17 protein-coding genes are annotated in these 18,116 nt (G+C 61.6%); 3 read left to right on the top strand and 14 right to left on the bottom strand.

Features of this window, described 5'->3' with window-relative positions; translation table 11 throughout:
• Positions 1-15 precede the first annotated feature (15 nt).
• A complete protein-coding gene (gene tal, locus ACWHRL_RS05890) occupies positions 16-954 on the top strand; it encodes a transaldolase (protein WP_447895612.1) in 939 nt (312 codons plus the stop codon).
• Positions 955-1,031: 77 nt separating this feature from the next.
• Here the strand turns inward: tal and ACWHRL_RS05885 are convergent, their stop codons facing one another.
• From ACWHRL_RS05885 to ACWHRL_RS05850, 8 genes are all read right to left on the bottom strand, one after another.
• Positions 1,032-1,541, bottom strand: coding sequence for an STAS domain-containing protein (locus ACWHRL_RS05885; RefSeq protein ID WP_447895611.1), 510 nt, complete (start codon positions 1,539-1,541; stop codon positions 1,032-1,034).
• Positions 1,531-2,724, bottom strand: coding sequence for a PP2C family protein-serine/threonine phosphatase (locus tag ACWHRL_RS05880; protein WP_447895610.1), 1,194 nt, complete (start codon positions 2,722-2,724; stop codon positions 1,531-1,533). Before ACWHRL_RS05880 ends, ACWHRL_RS05885 begins: the two co-directional genes overlap by 11 nt.
• Before the next feature lie 8 nt (positions 2,725-2,732).
• Positions 2,733-3,533 carry an MlaA family lipoprotein gene (locus ACWHRL_RS05875; protein WP_447895609.1) on the bottom strand — a complete coding sequence of 267 codons (801 nt, stop codon included), beginning with the start codon at positions 3,531-3,533 and terminating at the stop codon, positions 2,733-2,735.
• 49 nt (positions 3,534-3,582) lie between these two features.
• Complete coding sequence (locus tag ACWHRL_RS05870) at positions 3,583-4,704, bottom strand: beta-ketoacyl-ACP synthase III (protein ID WP_447528313.1); 1,122 nt, start codon at positions 4,702-4,704, stop codon at positions 3,583-3,585.
• A 47-nt stretch (positions 4,705-4,751) separates the two neighbouring features.
• Positions 4,752-8,753, bottom strand: coding sequence for an ATP-dependent RNA helicase HrpA (gene hrpA, locus ACWHRL_RS05865; RefSeq protein ID WP_447895608.1), 4,002 nt, complete (start codon positions 8,751-8,753; stop codon positions 4,752-4,754).
• A 106-nt stretch (positions 8,754-8,859) separates the two neighbouring features.
• Positions 8,860-10,548 carry an AMP-binding protein gene (locus ACWHRL_RS05860; protein ID WP_447895607.1) on the bottom strand — a complete coding sequence of 563 codons (1,689 nt, stop codon included), beginning with the start codon at positions 10,546-10,548 and terminating at the stop codon, positions 8,860-8,862.
• 224 nt (positions 10,549-10,772) lie between these two features.
• Positions 10,773-11,555: a class II glutamine amidotransferase gene (locus ACWHRL_RS05855; RefSeq protein ID WP_447895606.1), complete on the bottom strand. Its 783-nt coding sequence runs from the start codon at positions 11,553-11,555 to the stop codon at positions 10,773-10,775.
• Positions 11,556-11,583: 28 nt separating this feature from the next.
• Positions 11,584-12,069, bottom strand: coding sequence for a hypothetical protein (locus ACWHRL_RS05850; protein ID WP_447895605.1), 486 nt, complete (start codon positions 12,067-12,069; stop codon positions 11,584-11,586).
• Positions 12,070-12,130: 61 nt separating this feature from the next.
• Here ACWHRL_RS05850 and ACWHRL_RS05845 point away from each other — a divergent pair, with 61 nt between their 5' ends.
• Positions 12,131-14,209, top strand: a complete 2,079-nt coding sequence (locus ACWHRL_RS05845) for a S9 family peptidase (protein ID WP_447895604.1) — start codon at positions 12,131-12,133, stop codon at positions 14,207-14,209.
• 210 nt (positions 14,210-14,419) lie between these two features.
• Positions 14,420-14,554 (top strand): hypothetical protein, encoded by a 135-nt coding sequence (locus ACWHRL_RS05840; protein ID WP_447895602.1) that lies wholly within the window; start codon positions 14,420-14,422, stop codon positions 14,552-14,554.
• A gap of 18 nt (positions 14,555-14,572) precedes the next feature.
• Here ACWHRL_RS05840 and ACWHRL_RS05835 read toward each other — a convergent pair whose 3' ends face one another.
• From ACWHRL_RS05835 to ACWHRL_RS05810, 6 genes are all read right to left on the bottom strand, one after another.
• Positions 14,573-15,019, bottom strand: a complete 447-nt coding sequence (locus ACWHRL_RS05835) for a YcgN family cysteine cluster protein (protein ID WP_447895601.1) — start codon at positions 15,017-15,019, stop codon at positions 14,573-14,575.
• A 53-nt stretch (positions 15,020-15,072) separates the two neighbouring features.
• Entirely contained in the window at positions 15,073-15,639 is a 567-nt protein-coding gene (locus ACWHRL_RS05830) for an acyl carrier protein phosphodiesterase (protein WP_447895600.1), read from the bottom strand.
• Entirely contained in the window at positions 15,636-15,929 is a 294-nt protein-coding gene (locus ACWHRL_RS05825; protein WP_447895599.1) for a YcgL domain-containing protein, read from the bottom strand. The genes ACWHRL_RS05830 and ACWHRL_RS05825 overlap by 4 nt, the downstream gene beginning before the upstream one ends.
• Positions 15,926-17,056 carry a ribonuclease D gene (gene rnd / locus ACWHRL_RS05820; protein ID WP_447528303.1) on the bottom strand — a complete coding sequence of 377 codons (1,131 nt, stop codon included), beginning with the start codon at positions 17,054-17,056 and terminating at the stop codon, positions 15,926-15,928. Before rnd ends, ACWHRL_RS05825 begins: the two co-directional genes overlap by 4 nt.
• Before the next feature lie 73 nt (positions 17,057-17,129).
• Complete coding sequence (recR, locus tag ACWHRL_RS05815; protein ID WP_447528302.1) at positions 17,130-17,735, bottom strand: recombination mediator RecR; 606 nt, start codon at positions 17,733-17,735, stop codon at positions 17,130-17,132.
• 3 nt (positions 17,736-17,738) lie between these two features.
• The gene (locus ACWHRL_RS05810) at positions 17,739-18,065 is read right to left on the bottom strand and encodes a YbaB/EbfC family nucleoid-associated protein (protein WP_447528301.1); all 327 of its coding nucleotides are present in this window, start codon (positions 18,063-18,065) and stop codon (positions 17,739-17,741) included.
• Between the last annotated feature and the right edge of the window lie 51 nt (positions 18,066-18,116).

Raw genomic sequence — 18,116 nt, 5'->3', positions numbered from 1 at the left:
CAAAAAGGAGGCCTCATGAGTAATAGCTTACTGGCGCAGTTAAAAGAGATGACCAAGGTGGTAGCGGATACCGGCGATCTGGAAACGATTCGCCGCTTTCGTCCGCAAGACGCCACTACCAACCCTTCGCTGATCCTGCAGGCCGCTCAGCAGGAGGACCGTCGCGCGCGACTGGCCGCGATCGCTAAAGAAAGCGCCGATATCGACGAAGCGGTGGGCCGGGTAGCGGTGGATATCGGCTGCGAGATCAGTGAACTGGTGCCAGGCTACGTCTCCACCGAGGTGAGTTCGCGACTCTCGTTTGATCGCGACGCGACCATTGCCAAGGCCCACTCGCTGATCGAGCGCTACGCACGCGAAGGCGTACCGGCCGAGCGTATTCTGATCAAGACCGCCTCGACCTGGGAAGGCATCCAGGCCGCGCGCCAGCTCGAACGCGACGGCATTCGCACCAACCTGACGCTTTTGTTCGGCTTCGCCCAGGCCCAGGCCTGCGCCGACGCCGGTGCCACGCTGATCTCGCCCTTCGTGGGGCGGATTCTGGACTGGCACAAGGCGCAAACCCCGGACGGCGATTTCAGCGGCGACAACGACCCGGGCGTGGCCTCGGTCAAGCGCATCTATGAGTACTACAAGGCTCAGGGTTACGCCACCATCGTGATGGGCGCAAGCTTTCGCAACGTCGACGAAATCAAGTCACTGGCCGGGTGCGATCGCCTGACCATATCACCGGCGCTTTTGAACGAGCTCGATGAGCAACACGGCGAGCTTACCCGCAAGCTTACGCCGCAAAGCGCTAGCAGCGAGGCCAAGCCACCGCTTAGCGAGGCGGACTTTCGCTGGGAAACGAACGTGGATGAGATGACCCACGACAAGCTTGCCGAAGGGATTCGCAAGTTCATGGCCGACCAGAAAAAACTCGAAGCGCTTTTGGCGGATCTTCGTCAACAATGAACGCGCTCGCTTAACGCTAAAAGCCCCGGCCGCTCGATGAGCGACCGGGGCTTTTTTTAAGCCTTACGTATACGCGCCTAGTAAACTGGCGAGTCCTGGGACTCGAGCATCTCGACCAGCGGCTGGAATTGCTCGCGGTTATGCTCGTTCATGTGCATCAGAATGCGGTGCGCTTCAAGGATCCGGTCGCGCAAGCCCTCTTCGTCCGAGGGGATTTCGGGAAGCTCGGTCAGAGAGGCGTCAAGGCCTGGCTGCAGCGGCGCATCGATCAACGTAAAAAAGCGGTTGAAGCCCATCACGTCGAGCATTTTCTGGATATCCGGGTTGTTGGCAATGATCGTCGGTAAATGATCGAGGCGCCCTTTCACCGCCATCGCCACCTTGGCCAAAAAACCCAGCGCGCTGGAGTCGACGTTGGTCGCCTCGCGCAGGTCGATCATCACCGCCTCGAGTCCCGGTGTGTCCGCCAGACGCTGCGCCTGAACGTCGAGCGTGGCACAGAGCGTAAGACGCACGTCGCCACAGAGCTTCAAGATAAAAACACCGGAATCGAACGCCGCTTTGATACGGCCTTCCTCAATCAGCATGACCAAATCCGCTCACCATCATGATTGTCAGGTCGTCGGGTAAAGCGTCGCGGTCCTGGCCCTGTTCATCCGCCGCCTCCCCTTCCATCAACAGGGCGTTGGTCTGAACGAGCCGGTCGCGCAACTGCTCAAGTGTGCCACTCTCACTTACTAATTGCTCAAGTTCCGTGAGCCGCGTGTCGAGCGTTTTACCCGGCAAGCATTCCAATACGCCGTCCGAACAGAGCCACAGGCGAAAGTCAGACGGGAGTTCGCAGGCGAGCGACGGATACTCGATGTCGGGGAAAAGCCCTACCGGCATGCCTTCGCCCTCAAGGCGCACCAGACGGTTGCCGGCCACCAAAAGCGGCATCGGCAGCTGTGCGCCGAGCGAATAGTGAAGGGTCTTTGTCTCCCGGTCAATCACCCCGACGAAAAGGGTCGCGTGCTTGCCGATGTCGGTATCCTGAAGCTCACGGTTGAGAGCGGCGAGCGACCTGGCGGCCAGATGCTCGGGGTTTTGCCCGTCCCACTCGTTGAGCCAGCGATTAAACAAGTACTTAAGCAGCACCGTCACGAACGCCGATGAGGCGCCGTGGCCAGAAACATCGGCGAAATAGAAGGCGCTGAAGCGCTCGTTGTAGCGTTGATAGTCGAGAAAATCACCCGACAAATAAAGCGACGGCGCGAACCAGTAGTCAAAGCGCGCCCCGTTGATGATCTTCGGATGTACCGGCAGCAAGCGCCGTTGAATGTGCCCACCGCTTTGCTGGTCCATGCGCAGAAGCGCCAGATGCGTTTCCAGACTTTCGTTGAGCTCCTCGAGCCTTCGACGATCACGCTCGCGCTCGCGGGCGAGCGCCTGTAGCTCGACCGCTTTACGGATCATGCGCCGCAGTAGTTCGCTATGGCGCAAAGGGTCCACGACGTGATCCAGCAATCCGCTATCCACCGCCTTGAAAAGCTCGGCGTCCTCGCGGGAGTCGCTGACCACCAGCGTGGGCACCCGCGCCGCCAAAAGCGCCCACTGATCCCGCGGCACCACGCCGGCCCGAGCAACCACCAGCGCGGTGTCCGCCGGTAAGCGTTCGATATCGTCCGCGGCCAGCACCGCCATATCGTGGCAAGTAATTGCACGGGTCAGCGCATCGCGCTCGGCGCCGGGCACATCGATGACCGCGATCAGATATTTGGAAGAATCCATATCAAGTCTCAATCGGCGAAATCGTCGTCACCAAAATCGGCATCGTCAAAGTCTGCATCATCGAACTCGAAACTATCCATCGCAAAGGGGTCGTCGCCCAACTCCCCGTCGTTGATCAAAAACTGGCGGCGCTGAAGGTAGGCATCACGAATGAACTGATAACGGTCGCCGCTGATCAGCGACTCCTGATCCAGCAACCCGGCGCGAGTATCGACAATATTCAGTGCCGCAAGGCTGATACGCACCGCGTCATCCTCGACGTAGGTGTTCGGGTATGCAGCCAGATCCGCCGGCAAGCCGGTGGAGTCACGCAGGGTGCTCGGACCCAAAAGCGGCAGCACCAGGTAGCGGGAATCTTGCCAGCCCCACACGGCCAGTGTCTGGCCGAAATCTTCCTCGTCGGCGGTAATTTCCATATGCGTGGCGTAATCGAGAAGCCCCGCGATACCCACCGTCGAATTGATCAAAAAGCGTGAGGTGGCAAGGCCGGCGTTGGCGGGCTTGCCCTGCAAGATACTGTTGAGCGCGGTGCGGATCTCGCCCAAATTCGAGAAGAAGTTACCCACGCCAGTCTGCACCGGGTCCGGCGTCACGGTGCGATACCCGGAGGCGACCGGCTTCAGCGCGTAGCGATCCAGCACGTCGTTGAAGGCGAATACCCGGCGGTTGAAGCCCTCCCAGGGGTCGTCCGGGTTCGCCGGCTGCGACGTGCCGGTACTCGCGCAGCCTGACATACCCAGCGTCAGCAGCATGACCGGCAACACTCCTTTAAGCGCCTTGCCTTTAGACGCGGCTAATAACCCTGGCATGATGATTCCCTCGTTTTAGGTATGTCCTTTTGATGGACGACGCCGCGCCTTACTGGCAGCGCAGCACGACGTTCCCGGCGCTGTAACCCGCTCCAAAGGAGCAGATCAGCCCGATATCGCCGGCCACCAGATCCTCACGATGCAGATGAAACGCGATGATGGAGCCGGCAGAGCTTGTATTAGCGTAGCGATCGAGAATGATCGGCGCTTGGCTTTCGTCTGGCTCGAACCCGAGTACCTTGCGGGCAATCAGGTCGTTCATGTGCTGATTGGCCTGGTGGAGCCACATCCGCTTGACGTCGTCGCCGGAGAGCTCGAGCGCTTGTAGGTGCGAGACGATGAGTTTGGCGACCATCGGGCACACTTCCTTGAACACGCGCCGCCCTTCCTGGACGAACAGTTTGTCCAGTCCCATCGGGTCGCTGTCGGTAACGCGGTTCAAAAAGCCTGAGTTGTTACGAATGGCGTTGGAGAACTGGGTCACCAGACGCGTGCCGAGTATCTCGAAGCGCTGTTTGGCCACGGCGAGTTCGCTTTGCTCGAGCACCACCGCCGTGCACGCATCGCCAAAGATGAAGTGGCTGTCGCGGTCGGTAAAATTCAGGTGCGCCGAGCAGATTTCCGGGCTGATCACCAGCGCCCGCTTGACGCTTTGGGCGGCGATGGCGTTCGCCGCGGTTTCGATCGCAAAGGTGGCGGAACTGCACGCCACGTTCATATCGAACCCGTAGCCCGAGGTCCCCAGTGCTTGCTGTACCTCCACCGCTACCGCCGGGTAGGCGCGCTCCAGATTCGAGCAGGCAACAATGACCAGCTCGATATCTTGTGCGTCCACCTGGGCCATTGCAAGCGCCTCGCGGGCGGCGTGAGTGGCCATTTCACATTGAATCGAGGGCTCGTCGTTGGCCCGGTCGGGTAGGTGCGGACGCATGCGCTCGGGGTCCAGAATGCCCTCGGCGTTCAGCACGTAACGGCTTTTGATGCCCGAGGCCTTCTCGATGAACTCGCTGCTCGAGTAGGCGAGCGGTGCGCGGCTACCGGCCTGAATCTCATCGGCAAAGCGCGCGTTGTGATCGTCAACGTAGGTATTGAACGCCGCCACCAGGGCTTCGTTGTCGATGGCGTGTTCCGGCGTATAAAGCCCCGTACCGGTAATCACCACGTCATTCATGTGTACTCTCCTTTAGCGGCCTTGAGCGGCACGTATGGCTAAGCGCCTCAAAGGCGCGTGATTTCTTCCCAGTGCTTTTCAAGGCGCTTGACCGAGACGGGCATTTTAGTGCCCAACTGTTGGGCAAAAAGCGACACACGAAGCTCCTGAATCCACCAGCCGAAGGCGACCAGCGCCGGGTCTTCGACCTGGCCGCGGCGCTCGCTTTCGCGCCGGGCGTCGAAACGCGCCTCCAGCGCCTGAACGTCCTTCATCATCATCTGGTCGCGCCCGCGCTCCCGCGCGGCTTTCTCAAGACGAATCAGCGCGGCTTCGAAATAACGAGGGTACTCCGAAAGCCACTCGCCCGCATCACGGATGAAGCCAGGATAGACCAAACGCTGCATCTGTGCGCGCACATCGCTGTAAACCAGCGCCAGGGCGAAGTTCAAATTCCCCTTGAGCTGCTTGGCAAGCTCCAGATGGCCTTTTAACGCCGCCTCGACATCGCTTAAAAGCGTCTTGGCGTGATCGACCAGGGTGGTGTCTACCTGGGCGAGCCGCGCGTCGAGCTCCCCCGCCGAGCGCGGCAGCGGCGCCGTCGCGACCACTTGGGTAAATACCGCCAGCAACACATCGGCTATGAACGCCTGCTTGCTGCCCACGTTGGTAAACAGCAGCGCGCACTTCTCGAGCGCCGGTAACGCTTTGATCGCCTTGACCTGATCCGGACACTGGGTAATGGCCAGCCGCGCCACGCCCTCGCGGTGGGCGGCCTCTGCCTTCGCCGGGTGATCGAATAGCGCGACCTTGAACGCTTCACCTTCATGAGTCAATGCCGGGTAGGCTTCCACGCGAATACCGGCCTGGGTGGTGACTTTCGATGCCGGAAGCGGCGCCTCGGGCAGTGCGTCGAGCGTTGGCGCCTGGCTTGCCTCTTTGGCCAGCGCCTGGGCGCCCAGGCTTGCCGCCTGCTCGAAGCGTTTCTCCAGCGCACGCACATCGCGCCCTTGGCCAAGCTGGTGACCGGCGTGATCGACCACGCGCACGTTCATCACCAGGTGCGCCTCGAGCTGGTCCAGCCGCCAGTCATCCGGATGGACCCGGGTACCGGTGCGCCGGCGTAGAAACTCGCCCAGGGCCTCGGTCAGCGGGCGCTCGTTGGGCGTCAGCACCTGTAGCGCGGCGTCGACCCAGTCCGGAATCGGCACCACCTGGCGGCGAATGCTCTTGGGCAGCGATTTCAAAAGCGCGATGCACTTTTCGCGCAAAAGCCCGGGCACCAACCACTCCAAAGCGCTGACCGGTAGCTGCGAAAGCATGGCGGCGGGCACGGTGAGCGTGACGCCGTCGTCCTCGGCCTGGGGCTCGAAGTGATAGCTCACCGGGTAGGCCACGCCGCCAAGCGTCAGGTAATCCGGATATTGGGCACGAGTGACGTCCTCGGCCTCCCGCGCCTTGAGCGTTTCGATATCGAACTTCAAAAGGTCCGGGGCCTCGCGCTCGGCCTGCTTGCGCCATTGCTCGAAGCCCTTGCCGTTGACGACATCGCCTGGAATGCGTTCGTCGTAAAAGGCGTAAAGCGTTTCTTCATCGACCAGAATGTCGCGGCGGCGGGCGCGGTCCTCGAGCGCTTCGACCTCGTCGACCAGCGCCCGATTATGGGCGAAGAACGCGCCTTTGGTCTGAAACTCCCCTTCTACCAGCGCCCGGCGAATGAAAATATCCCGGGACTCCTTGGGGTCGATGGCGCCAAAGTTGACCCGCCGGCGGGCAACGATGGGCAGGCCAAACAGCGTCACCTGCTCGAAGGCCACGACCTGGGCGCGCTTCATTTCCCAGTGGGGCTCGCTGTAGCTTCGTTTGACCAGATGCTCGGCCTGGGGCTCGATCCAGGCCGGGTCGATTTTCGCCACCGTGCGGGCGTAGAGCTTGGTGGTTTCGACCAGCTCGAACGCCATCACCCACTTGGGCGTTTTTTTCGCAAGCCCGGAGCCCGGGTGAATGAAGAACTTGCGGTTGCGCGCCCCCAGGTACTCGCGGTTTTCCGTAAGGTTACCCAAATTCGATAAAAGCCCGGAGAGCAGCGCCTGGTGCAGCTTACCGGAGGTCTTGCGCCGCGCCTGGCGCGCCTCTTCCTCGCTTTCGTCTTCATTGGCAGGCAAAGGCCCGGGCACTTCGATGTCCATATCGCGCAAGAGCTGTCTAAGCTGGCGGAAGGTGTCGTGCCACTCGCGCATGCGCAGATAATTGACGTAGTGCTCGCGACACCAGCGGCGCATCTGGCTGTTCGAAAGCGATCCGCGAGCGTTTTCGATGCCGTGCCACAAGTTCAAGAGTGCGACGAAGTCGGAATCCGGGTCGTGCCAGCGCTGATGGGCCTGGTCCGCGGCCTGGCGCTTGTCCGCCGGGCGCTCCCGGGGGTCTTGTATCGCCAGCGCCGAGACCACCACCAGCACATCGCGAAGGCTCTGGCGCTCGGCGCCCTCGAGCACCATGCGCGCAAGCCGCGGGTCGATGGGCAGCCGCGCTAGCTTGCGTCCCAGTTCGCTGATCTGCTCTTTTTGATCCACCGCGCCGAGCTCGAACAAAAGCCTAAAGCCGTCCTTGACGAAGCGGCTATCCGGCGGGTCGACGAAGGGAAAGGCCTCGATGTTGCCAAGCTTCAACGACAGCATCGAGAGGATGACCGAGGCGAGATTGGTACGCTGGATTTCCGGGTCGGTGAACGCCGGGCGCGACAGAAAGTCCTCTTCGTCGTAAAGGCGAATGCACACGCCCTCGGCGATACGCCCGCAACGCCCTTTGCGCTGGTTGGCGCTTGCCTGGCTAATCGGCTCGATGGGCAGGCGCTGGATCTTCGCCCGGTAGCTGTAGCGGCTAATGCGTACAAGGCCCGGGTCGACCACGTAACGAATGCCGGGCACGGTGAGCGAGGTTTCCGCGACGTTGGTGGCCAGCACGATGCGCCGACCGCGGTGCGGGGCGAACACCCGGTTCTGCTCCTCGTTGGAGAGCCGGGCGTAGAGCGGCAGAATTTCGGTGCCCTTGAAGTCCGCACGGCGCAGCGTGTCCGCGGTTTCGCGAATCTCGCGCTCACCGGGCAAAAAGATCAGCACGTCTCTCGGGCCGTGCAGCCACCCCTTCTCGCGCTCTAAAGTTTCGATCTCTTCAATCGCGCCCACGATGCCTTCTTGTAGCGTGCGGTCCTCTTCGTCGTCGTCGCTTCGCACCAGGGGGCGGTAAAGCACATCCACGTCGAAGGCGCGCCCGGAGACCTCGACCACCGGGGCCGGCGTGTCGTCGGTTGCAAAGTGCGCGGCAAAGCGCTCGACATCGATGGTCGCCGAGGTGATGATCACCTTCAAATCCGGGCGCTTGGGCAGCAGGCGTTTCAAATAGCCGAGTAGAAAATCGATATTGAGGCTGCGTTCGTGCGCCTCGTCGATGATGATGGTGTCGTAGCGCCAAAGCATCGGGTCGTGCTGGGTTTCGGCCAGCAAAATACCGTCGGTCATGAGCTTGACCAGGGTGTTGGGCGCGCTTTGATCGGTAAAGCGCACCTGATAGCCCACCTGCTCGCCCAGGCTAACGTCGAGCTCCTCTGAAATCCGCGTGGCAACGCTGCGCGCGGCCAGCCGGCGCGGCTGGGTATGGCCAATCTGGCCGCGGCGCCCACGCCCAAGCTCCAGGCATATCTTGGGCAACTGGGTCGTTTTGCCCGAGCCGGTTTCGCCGGCCACCACGACCACCTGGTGATCCCGAATGGCCTCGAGGATGTCCTCGCGGCGCTCGACCACGGGAAGACCCGGCGGATAGTTGATGGATACCGGCGTGGCAGCGCGACTGGCCGCCAAGCGCTTGGCCTTGTCGACCTCGCGGCTGACCTCGTCGAGGCCGCGGCCGATCGGCTTGTTGTCACGCAGACGACGCTTGAGACCGCCAAGACGCCGTGCCAGGCGGTGGCTGTCGCGAAGGGTTACCTCGTCAAGCGCTCGCTCGAGCTGCGTCACCTGTTGGGCATCGGTCAAGGAGTGCGTCTCAGTGCTCACGTTAGGCTCAGATTCCATCCAAAAAATAAAAATTCGGCCCGCCAAAAAAGCGGGCCGAACAGTATAGCGCTTTCGGTTGTGGGAGGGCTAACCCGGACGGCCGCCCTATCCTTTTGGCTTACCCTCAGGCTTTCTCCTGCTCGCCTTCGCTTGAGGTCTCCTCGTCGCGCAGCTCGCGCCGCAATACCTTGCCCACATTGGTTTTGGGCAGTTCGTCGCGAAACTCGATGTACTTGGGGACCTTGTAAGCGGTGAGCTCTTTTTTGCACCAGGCACGCAGCGTTTGGGCGTCCAGGTCGCTGTTTTTGGAGACCACGAAAAGCTTGATCGCCTCGCCGGCATTCTCGTCGGGCACGCCCACTACTGCGGACTCGACGATATCCGGGTGGGTCGCGACCACGTCCTCGACCTCGTTGGGATAAACGTTGAAGCCCGACACCAGGATCATGTCCTTTTTACGATCGACGATGCGGATATAGCCATCGTCCTGGAGCACGGCGATATCGCCGGAATGGAACCAGCCGCCTGCATCGATCGACTTTTGGGTTTCGTCGTCGCGCTGCCAGTAGCCTTTCATGACCTGCGGGCCCTTGATGCAAAGCTCGCCGGGTTCACCAAGCGCTACGTCGTTGCCGTCGGCATCGACCACCTTGACCGAGGTGCCGGCCACGGGTTTGCCGATGGTCCCCAACTGGATGGCGTCGGTGGGATTGAAACTCACCACCGGCGAGGTTTCGGTCAGCCCGTAACCTTCCGCCACCGGGCAGCCGGTCACTTCTTCCCAACGCTTGGCCGCGGCTTTGGTCAGCGCCATACCGCCGGAAATGGTCAGCTTGAGCCGGGAGAAATCGAGCGCGCGGAAGTCATCACGCTGGCAAAGCGCGTTAAATAGCGTATTGAGCCCGATAAAGCTGGTGAATTTGAGCTTTTTGAGCTCCTTGACGAAAGCGGGCAGATCCCGCGGATTGGTGATCAGCACCGAGTGGTTACCGGTTTCCATCAAAAACAGGCAGTTCACCGTAAAGGTGTAGATGTGATAGACCGGCAGCGGCGCGATCACCAGCTCCTTGCCGTTTTCCAGGTGCGTACCGATCGCCATGCGCGCCTGGAGCATATTGGCGATCAGGTTGGTGTGGGTGAGCATCGCGCCTTTGGGCTGGCCGGTGGTGCCGCCGGTGTACTGCAGCGCCGCCACGTCGTCCGCAGTGCGCTTGACCGGAGTAAACTCATGGTTGGCGCCGGCCTTCATCACCTGGCGGAACCCGGTCGCGCCCGGCAGGCGGTAGGTCGGTACCATCTTCTTGACGTACTTGACCACCGCGTTGATCACCCAGCGCTTGGGCGCGCCGTGAAGATCGGCAAGCTCGGTGACCACCACGTGGGAGATATCGGTTTTCTCCAGCACCTTGTCGAGCTTGTGCGCCATGTTGGCAAGAATGACGATGGCTTTGGCCCCGGCGTCCTTGAACTGGTGGGCCATTTCACGCTCGGTGTAGAGCGGGTTGGTATTGACCACCACCATCCCCGCCCGTAGCGCGCCGAACACGGCCACCGGGAACTGCAGCACGTTGGGCAGTTGAATGGCGATGCGGTCGCCAGGCTCGAGATCGGTGTCGTTTTGAAGCCAGGCGGCAAACTGCTTCGAGTAGGTATCAAGCTCGGCAAAGCTCAGGGTTTGACCCATGCAGCTAAACGCCGGGTTGTCGCTGTAGCGCTCTACCGCGGTTTCAAAAACGTCAGTGATCGAATCGTATTGATCCAACCCTTCAAGCGCTGGGCCATGTAGCATAGGAGCATCGGCGTGTTCGCTCATGGGGCAATCTCCGCTATCCGTGTCGATAAGTGGACCGACCTTGTTATTTTGGCGATCTTTGAGATGGGGTTAAACGCTTACGATATACGAGGGGGGTAACGCTGTAAAACGCCTGCTTGAAACTCCTGTTTCAACTCGACACCCCCAATACCGGCTGAGCCCGCCGCTCCGCGGGGGCTAACGAACGTTTTGCCTACCTGACTACATAGCGTAGACCGCTCGCCTCACGAGGGTGTGTATTGCGCTTTTATACTTCCCGACTGCCAAACTAAAAGCTCGCCCGGCACCATGGCCGTCCACTTCTCGTTGTGGGTAAGCGGCGCAGTGGCGATCACCGAAACCACATCGAACGCTGTGGTATGCTCGCTGAAGTTCACCGTCATGTCAGCATCGGCAAGCTCGGCTTCGCCGAACGGTGCCTGGCGGGTGATATGGGAAAGTTTGGTCGAACAATAGCAGTAAAGCGACTCGCCATCAGACAGCAGCAGGTTGAACACCCCAAGCCCCCGCAGTTTTTCACACAGCGTATGGAGTAGCGCCCCGACCGGCTCATAAGAGGCTGGCGGCGTGGGGAATGCGCGACGCAGCTCACCTAAAATCCAGCAAAAAGCGTGCTCGCTGTCGGTACTGCCCACCGGGGTGTAGACATCCAGCGGCAGTGTTTGCCAACCGCTTAGTTGCCCGTTGTGGGCGTAGCACCAGGGCCGCCCCCACATTTCCCGGGTAAACGGGTGGGTGTTGTTCAAACGCACCCCGCCGACGTTTGCCTGGCGTATATGGCTGATCACCACGTTGGATTTGATCGGGTAGTCGCAAATCAGCCGCGCGATGGGCGAGTCGACCGAGGGGTGCGGGTCGCGAAATTCGCGGTACCCGCCCTGCTCGTAAAAGGCGATGCCCCAGCCATCGCGGTGGGGGCCGGTGCCCCCGCCGCGGTGTAGAAAGCCGGAAAAGCTAAAGCAGATATCCGTCGGCACGTTGGCACTCATGCCCAAAAGCTCGCACATGGGGCTCTCCTTTGCCTGATGGAGCCTTTTAGTTGATGACCGGCTCGCGGCGGCGGTGCTCGTCGTTGCCAGCGCGCGGCTTTGCGGCGCCTCGCTTGGCGGTGGGCTGGCGCTTACCGCCATTCGGCGGGCGTTTATCATCCGGTGAGCGCTTGGCCGGGGCGCGCTCGACCGGGCGGCGCAGCCACCAAAGGGCCACGCCCACACAAGCGCCTAACGCGATACCGACAAGCAGCCACACAAGCCCGGCCCACATGGCCGAGGTGCTGCGCTCCAAAAAGCCGACCGCCGAGACCATCGCCGAGGGCGCCCAGCCGGTGTAGAACTCGTTCTCTTCGATCAGCGGCAGGCTAAAGCGCGCCGGCATCCACATCGCCCCGGCCACGCACCAGGTCAGCACCAGCCTTGGCAGGCGCGGTAAAAACGCTAGCGCAAAGTAGACCGCCACGAGCACGACCAGCGAAACCCCGTAATAACTCAGCCAGAGCAGTGACATTGAGCTTGTAAACAGCATAATACCCTCGTGTGGGTGGACGCACCCGCGGTTAATTTCCCGTTATGGTACCTGTCAATTTATGAAAGCACAGCCCGGCATGCCCAAAGAGTCGCCCCAAAAGCGCCATTATCGCGCCGATGACCCGGATTGGCACTGGTTGGAAGAGCGCGAAGCCCCCGAGGTCAGCGCGTTTCTAACCGACGCCAACGAGGAGCACGCCCGCTGGTTCGAGCCCCTTGCTCCGCTTGCCGAGTCGCTTTATCAAAGCCACCTGGCACGGCGCGAGCTTGCGGTGAAAAGTCTTGGCACCACCCTCGATGTGTTTACGGTCTGGAGTGAAACCGGCGAGCACGACGACTACCCTCGCTGGTGGCGCGCGCCGATCGATGATCCTGGCGCGCCGGAGTGCTTTTTTGACGTGGTAGCCCGCGCCGGCGAGCACGCCTTTTTCGATATCGGCGACATGGCGCTCACCCCGGATGAGCAGTGGCTTGCCTGGAGCGAGGACACCCAGGGCGACGAGCGCTACACGCTGTGGCTCAAGGCGCTACCCAACGGCGAGCCGCGCAAACTTGCCAGCGACATCGGCCCGGACCTTTGCTGGGCCGAAGACCAAACGCCTCAAAGCGCGACGCTGTTTTTCACTCGCTTCGACGCCACCCAGCGCCCGGACAGCCTATGGCGCTGCGACGTGAGCTTCGCCCGCCCGGCGCTCGACCCTCCGGCAACACTTGTGATGCGCGAAGACGACGCCGAGTTCTGGTTAGGGATCGGTAAGACCCGCTCCAGGACCTGGCTTTTCATCGAGACCGCCGCCAAGGACACCACCGAGATTCTGGCGATTCCCGCCGATGCCCCGGCCACGGCGCCGCAGGTTTTACACCGACGCAGCAAAGGGGTCGAAGTCAGTATCGACCACCGCCCCGGGGCGTTTTATCGGCTGCAAAACCAGGCGGGCCCCCACTTCGCCCTCGACGTACTGGCCGAGGCCGCGTGGGATGAAGACGCCGAGTGGCAAACGTTGATCCCCCACCAGGAGGAGCAAACCCTGGAGGGCGTGGACGCTTATGCCTGGGGGCTCATGGTCGCCGAGCGCAGCCATCAAGAGGCGCAAACACGGCTTAGGCGCTTGGTGCTCGAAGGCGATGACACGATCACTACTGACGAGTTGATCGCGTTGCCGGAAACACCCTGCTCGCAATTACTGGAGGACTCCCCGCACTTCGATACGCAAATCCTGCGCCTGCGCGAAGAGTCGTTTACACGACCGGCCAGCTGGTACACCCTGGACCTTGAAAGCGGCGAGCGAACGCTTTTGAAAACCCTGCCGGTGCATGGCGCGCTCCGGCCAGAGGCGCTAGCCAGCAAGCGCCTCTGGGCCACCAGCGCGGACGGCGAGCAGGTGCCGGTGTCCATCGTTGCCCGCGCGGATTTGATCGGTCAGCCGCTACCGACGCTGCTCTATGGCTACGGCGCCTACGGCGAGCCGCTGGACCCCTGGTTCTCGATCGCCAGGCTATCGCTTCTGGAGCGCGGCGCTGCCTTTGCGGTGGCCCACGTACGCGGCGGGGGCGAACGCGGCGAGCCCTGGTATCTCGACGGCAAGATGGCGCAAAAGGAGCACAGCTTTGACGACTTTTTAGCCGCCCGCCAGGCGCTGGTCGATGAAGGGCTAAGCCTTGACGACAAAGTCGTGGCGTATGGAGCCAGCGCTGGTGGCCTGCTGGTGGGTACGAGCATCAACCGCGCCCCCGAGGCATTCTGCGCCGCGGTGCTGGATGTGCCTTTTCTCGACGTGCTGCGCACCATGCAAAACCCGGATCTTCCGCTGACCACCGCCGAGTACAGCGAATGGGGCAACCCGGCCGAGCCCGAGGTCGAGGCACGCATACGCGACTACTCGCCGGTGGATAACATCACCGAGCAAGCCTATCCGGCGCTTTGGGTCGAGGGGAGCTGGTTCGATACCCGAGTGAGCTACTGGGAACCGGCCAAGTTTTACGCCCAGATCAGCCGCGTGCAAACGGGTAGCGCCCCGGTATTACTGTACACCGACATGGACAGCGGCCACGGCGGCGCTTCCGGGCGCTTCAAGGCCTGGAAAGATAGCGCCCGCCAGGATGCCTTCATCCTTTGGGCGATGGGGCTTGCCGACTAACGCGATGAAAGCCCAGGCCTTTAGCACTCAGGCGCAAAAAAAGCACCCGCGGGACGACCGCGGGTGCTTTTTTATTTTATGAAAAAGCTTTCCATAAAAAACCGACTGCGCCATACTAGCCGTTAGTTGTATAGACCAACGTCTAGCACGAATAGCGACAACATTCGGTTAGATCGAGAACACCACGCGCCCCGGCGCCAGGAGAGCTTTATGAAGCATCAGGAACAGTTTCTTACCATTTGGGATACCCCCGCCACCCAGGCCACCCGGTCCGAAAAGACCGCTCCGGCGCGCCTATCGTTTACCAAGCGCCTGGCGGCACTACTGGTTGCGCTAAAAAGCTAAGCTCGCCGCTTCAAAACGCTAGTGAATGGGCAGTACGGCGATGATGTGTTCGTCCCATTCGCGCTCGGGCACGTCGAGCTCGGATACCGCAAAGCTGCGTACGCTTACGCCCTTGCGGTGCACCCGTTCGGCGTCGTTACTCAAAAGCGGATGCCAACCGGCTAGCTTTCGCCCCTCCGCCACCCGGCGGTAGCCGCAGGTAGCAGGCAGCCAGGTGAACTCACGAACCAGCGCCGGGGTCAGTTGCGTACAGTCGGGCACCGTATCGAAGCGGTTCTCGTAATCGCTGCACTGACAGCTGTGCGTATCCAGCAGGCGGCACGCTACATTGAGCACGGCCAGCTCCTGGGTATCGTCGTCGTGAAATTTCAGCAGACAGCACTGCCCGCACCCGTCGCAAAGAGCCTCCCACTCGTCATCGGTAAGCTCTTCGAGCGCGTATCGTTCCCAGAAGCGTTCGCGCATAGCACCCTCGTCTCGTCGTCCTTCCCCGGCCTGGTCCAGGCACTCACGCAATGCTAACCGGCACTGGTCAGCCTGGCGGCGCACTCGTTCCAGAGGGGGTGAAAATGGTCTTCCAGCCAGCGGTAGTCGCGCTCGAGCCAGGGCGTTATCTCCGCCAGCCGATTCGGGCCGGAAAGCCTGCGCCCAAGCCCGGCAATCGCCCGACAGGTAAAACCGAAGTCAGCGTAGCCACGCAGCCAGTCGTGCTCGATAAGTGACGGCATCATGAGCGCCAGCCGGTTCGGCGCGGGCTCACGCGCCAAAAGCGCATACAGGCGCTCGATCAACGCGTCGAACTCCGGCGTGCCGATCAGCGCCCGCGCCAAAAAGTGATCCCACAGGATATCCAGCGCAATGCCGGCCACGCGCCGCTGATCCGCGGGGGCACGCCGTTTAGCGCGCTTGATGACGTCATGGCTATCCACGAAGGCATCGACCCGGCGGTGGTGGCGAACGCCCGCGGCCACAGCATCTGGCCAGCCGGACAGGTCGCTACCCTTGACGCCGTCGGCAATCACGTTACCCAGCAAGAAGCCATCTTCCCCCTGGCGGGCAAGCCAGGCGTGGGCAAGAAAGTTCATGAAAAGCGGTTGACGTGTGCCCGGTGAACGTCCAACAGGTACTCTTCCTTGGCCGGCGGCATTTGCAAGTAAAACCCCTGCTCCTCGATCGCCGCGATGACATCCTGAGTATCGACTCGGGCGAGCTTTTTATCGGCGGTCAGGATCATAGTCAGCACCGCCACGGGCTTGCCGAATGTGGCAAGCAGCGCCTCGGGCACCGGCTCGAGGCCCTGGCGTTTGTCCACGTAGAGATACATCTCTTCCTTGCGCGAACTTTTGAAAATCTCGCACAGCAATTTATTGCTCATGCCGACTCCTCCAGGGCCAAACGCAGGTCGTCGTTCAAGCGCTCGCCGCGCCAGCCGCCGGGCAGCGCGAGCGCCTCGTTCGCCTGGTGCTGCATGACCAGCGCTTCGATATCCCGGCGGCGCATCAACACTTCAGGCGCAATTTCCAGCGCCGCCGCTTGGGCGTTGAGCACCTTCTTGAGCGCCTTGAAACGACGCTTGAAGCCCGCCTCTGCCGGGTCGGGCCAGCGCTCGAGCAGCGACGCCTCCGGGCAGTGCTGAGCATTTTTGACCAGCTCCAGCAGCGTATCGCCCTCTTTTTTAACCAGCGTCGGCTTGACGCCCTCGATGGCGGCAATTTCGAAGCGGTTTTTGGGCATCGCTTCAGCGATGGCAAACAGCAGCTTGTCACTGGCCAACCAGTTGCGCGGAAGATCGCGCCGCCGGGTTTCCCCTTCACGCCAGGTCGTCATCAGCCGGTACGCCTCGAGCTGGCGCGGCGCAAGCCGCCAAAGCTGGCGCTGGCGGGTGTACCAGAGCGCATCGCTCTCGCTGCTGCGCTCTGCCTGATCGAGCTGGGCGGCGCACTCCTCGAAAAGCCACGCCCGACGGCCGAGGCGCTCGAGCTTTTCGGCCTGCAGTGCCCATACCTCGAGCAAATAGATGACGTCGAGCGCGGCGTACTCGCACTGGCCGGTCGTCAGCGGCCGGGTCAGCCAGTTAGAGCGCGTCTCTTCCTTGGGCAGGGTTTCTCCGACCCAGAATTCGACGAGCTTTTGATACCCCATGGCGGGCACCTCACCCAAAAGCGACTGAGCGATCTGGGTATCCACCAGCGGCGCTGGCATTACGCCCGCCCATAGCTGGAATATTTCGAGATCTTCGCTGCAAGCGTGGAGAAGCTTGACCGCATCGTTTTGCAACAGCGCTTTGAAGGCCGGCGTGCAGGGTGTGGTGACCGGGTCGATTAGATACGCAAGCTCACCGGCGGCGAACTGGATCAGCGCCGGGATCGGAAAAAAGGTGTTTTCGCGGAAAAACTCCGTATCCAGGGCGATCACGCTGGCAGCTTCGACCTCCTGACAGGCGGCATCGAGCTGATCGGCGGTCTCAATCCATCGATAGGACGGGTTACTTATAGCGGACACGGTAGACTTCCCTGTGGGGGCCGCAGCCTGAAGGCTACGGTAGTGACAGTGGTACAAAATCCGGCGCGCGGTGTTACTCGAGCCCGAACGGCAAACGGCCATTGAACGCGCGGCTCAAGGTGCCGCCGTCCACATATTCGAGTTCGCCGCCCATGGGCACCCCGTAAGCAAGGCGCGAAAAAGCGACCCCGTACTGGGCCAGCTGCGAGGCAATATAGTGCGCGGTCGCCTCGCCTTCGACGGTCGGGTTGGTCGCCAGCACGATCTCCTTGATAAGACCTTCGCTGACCCGGCTTTCGAGCAGCCCCAGGCCGATGGCCTCCGGTCCCACGCCGTCCAGCGGCGAGAGATGACCGTGAAGCACGAAATAGCGCCCGTGAAAGCCGCCGGCCTCTTCGATGGCGAGCTGATCGGCGGGCGACTCCACCACACAAAGCAGTGAATCGTCGCGCCGAAGGCTTTCGCACAGCGCGCAAACCTTCGCCTCGGTCAAGGTACGGCACTGCTGGCAGTAGCCGACCTCTTCGATGGCGCGCTCGATCACCCCGGCCAAATGCTTACCGCCCTCGCGCTCACGCTCGAGCAAATGCATGGCCATGCGCTGGGCCGTTTTGGGCCCAACGCCTGGCAGCACGCGAAATGCTTCGATGAGCTGCTCGATCAGCGGGGAAAAACGCATCGCTTAAAACGGCATCTTGAAGCCGGGCGGCAGGTTAAGACCGGCAGTGGCCTCTTCCATTTGCGCCTTGGAGTGGGCTTCGACCTTGCGCACGGCATCGTTGACGGCCGCGGCCAGCAGGTCTTCGAGCAGTTCCTTGTCTTCTTCCAGAACGCTTGGGTCGATGGTGACATCGCTGACATCGTGACGGCCGTTCATGGTCACCTTGACCATGCCCGCACCGGCTTCACCGAACACCTCGGCCTTGGCCGCTTCTTCCTGGACCTTCTGCATTTTTTCCTGCATTTCCTGGGCTTGCTTCATCAAGTTGCCCATTCCACCTTTCATCATGGCGTTCTCTCCCTGGATAATAGATCAGTGCGTTACCAGCATAAGCGTAAG

The organism is Vreelandella sp. GE22 (assembly GCF_968212445.1).
Note: the sequence above shows the minus strand (reverse complement) of the source record. Positions and strands in the feature narration are given on the sequence as shown.

Bases quoted from the DNA above. Each gene is read 5' to 3' on its own strand.
- tal (WP_447895612.1), top strand. From the start codon at position 16: ATGAGTAATAGCTTACTGGCGCAGTTAAAAGAGATGACCAAGGTGGTA.
- ACWHRL_RS05885 (WP_447895611.1), bottom strand. From the start codon at position 1,541: ATGCTGATTGAGGAAGGCCGTATCAAAGCGGCGTTCGATTCCGGTGTT.
- ACWHRL_RS05880 (WP_447895610.1), bottom strand. From the start codon at position 2,724: ATGGATTCTTCCAAATATCTGATCGCGGTCATCGATGTGCCCGGCGCC.
- ACWHRL_RS05875 (WP_447895609.1), bottom strand. From the start codon at position 3,533: ATGCCAGGGTTATTAGCCGCGTCTAAAGGCAAGGCGCTTAAAGGAGTG.
- ACWHRL_RS05870 (WP_447528313.1), bottom strand. From the start codon at position 4,704: ATGAATGACGTGGTGATTACCGGTACGGGGCTTTATACGCCGGAACAC.
- hrpA (WP_447895608.1), bottom strand. From the start codon at position 8,753: ATGGAATCTGAGCCTAACGTGAGCACTGAGACGCACTCCTTGACCGAT.
- ACWHRL_RS05860 (WP_447895607.1), bottom strand. From the start codon at position 10,548: ATGAGCGAACACGCCGATGCTCCTATGCTACATGGCCCAGCGCTTGAA.
- ACWHRL_RS05855 (WP_447895606.1), bottom strand. From the start codon at position 11,555: ATGTGCGAGCTTTTGGGCATGAGTGCCAACGTGCCGACGGATATCTGC.
- ACWHRL_RS05850 (WP_447895605.1), bottom strand. From the start codon at position 12,069: ATGCTGTTTACAAGCTCAATGTCACTGCTCTGGCTGAGTTATTACGGG.
- ACWHRL_RS05845 (WP_447895604.1), top strand. From the start codon at position 12,131: ATGAAAGCACAGCCCGGCATGCCCAAAGAGTCGCCCCAAAAGCGCCAT.
- ACWHRL_RS05840 (WP_447895602.1), top strand. From the start codon at position 14,420: ATGAAGCATCAGGAACAGTTTCTTACCATTTGGGATACCCCCGCCACC.
- ACWHRL_RS05835 (WP_447895601.1), bottom strand. From the start codon at position 15,019: ATGCGCGAACGCTTCTGGGAACGATACGCGCTCGAAGAGCTTACCGAT.
- ACWHRL_RS05830 (WP_447895600.1), bottom strand. From the start codon at position 15,639: ATGAACTTTCTTGCCCACGCCTGGCTTGCCCGCCAGGGGGAAGATGGC.
- ACWHRL_RS05825 (WP_447895599.1), bottom strand. From the start codon at position 15,929: ATGAGCAATAAATTGCTGTGCGAGATTTTCAAAAGTTCGCGCAAGGAA.
- recR (WP_447528302.1), bottom strand. From the start codon at position 17,735: ATGCGTTTTTCCCCGCTGATCGAGCAGCTCATCGAAGCATTTCGCGTG.
- ACWHRL_RS05810 (WP_447528301.1), bottom strand. From the start codon at position 18,065: ATGATGAAAGGTGGAATGGGCAACTTGATGAAGCAAGCCCAGGAAATG.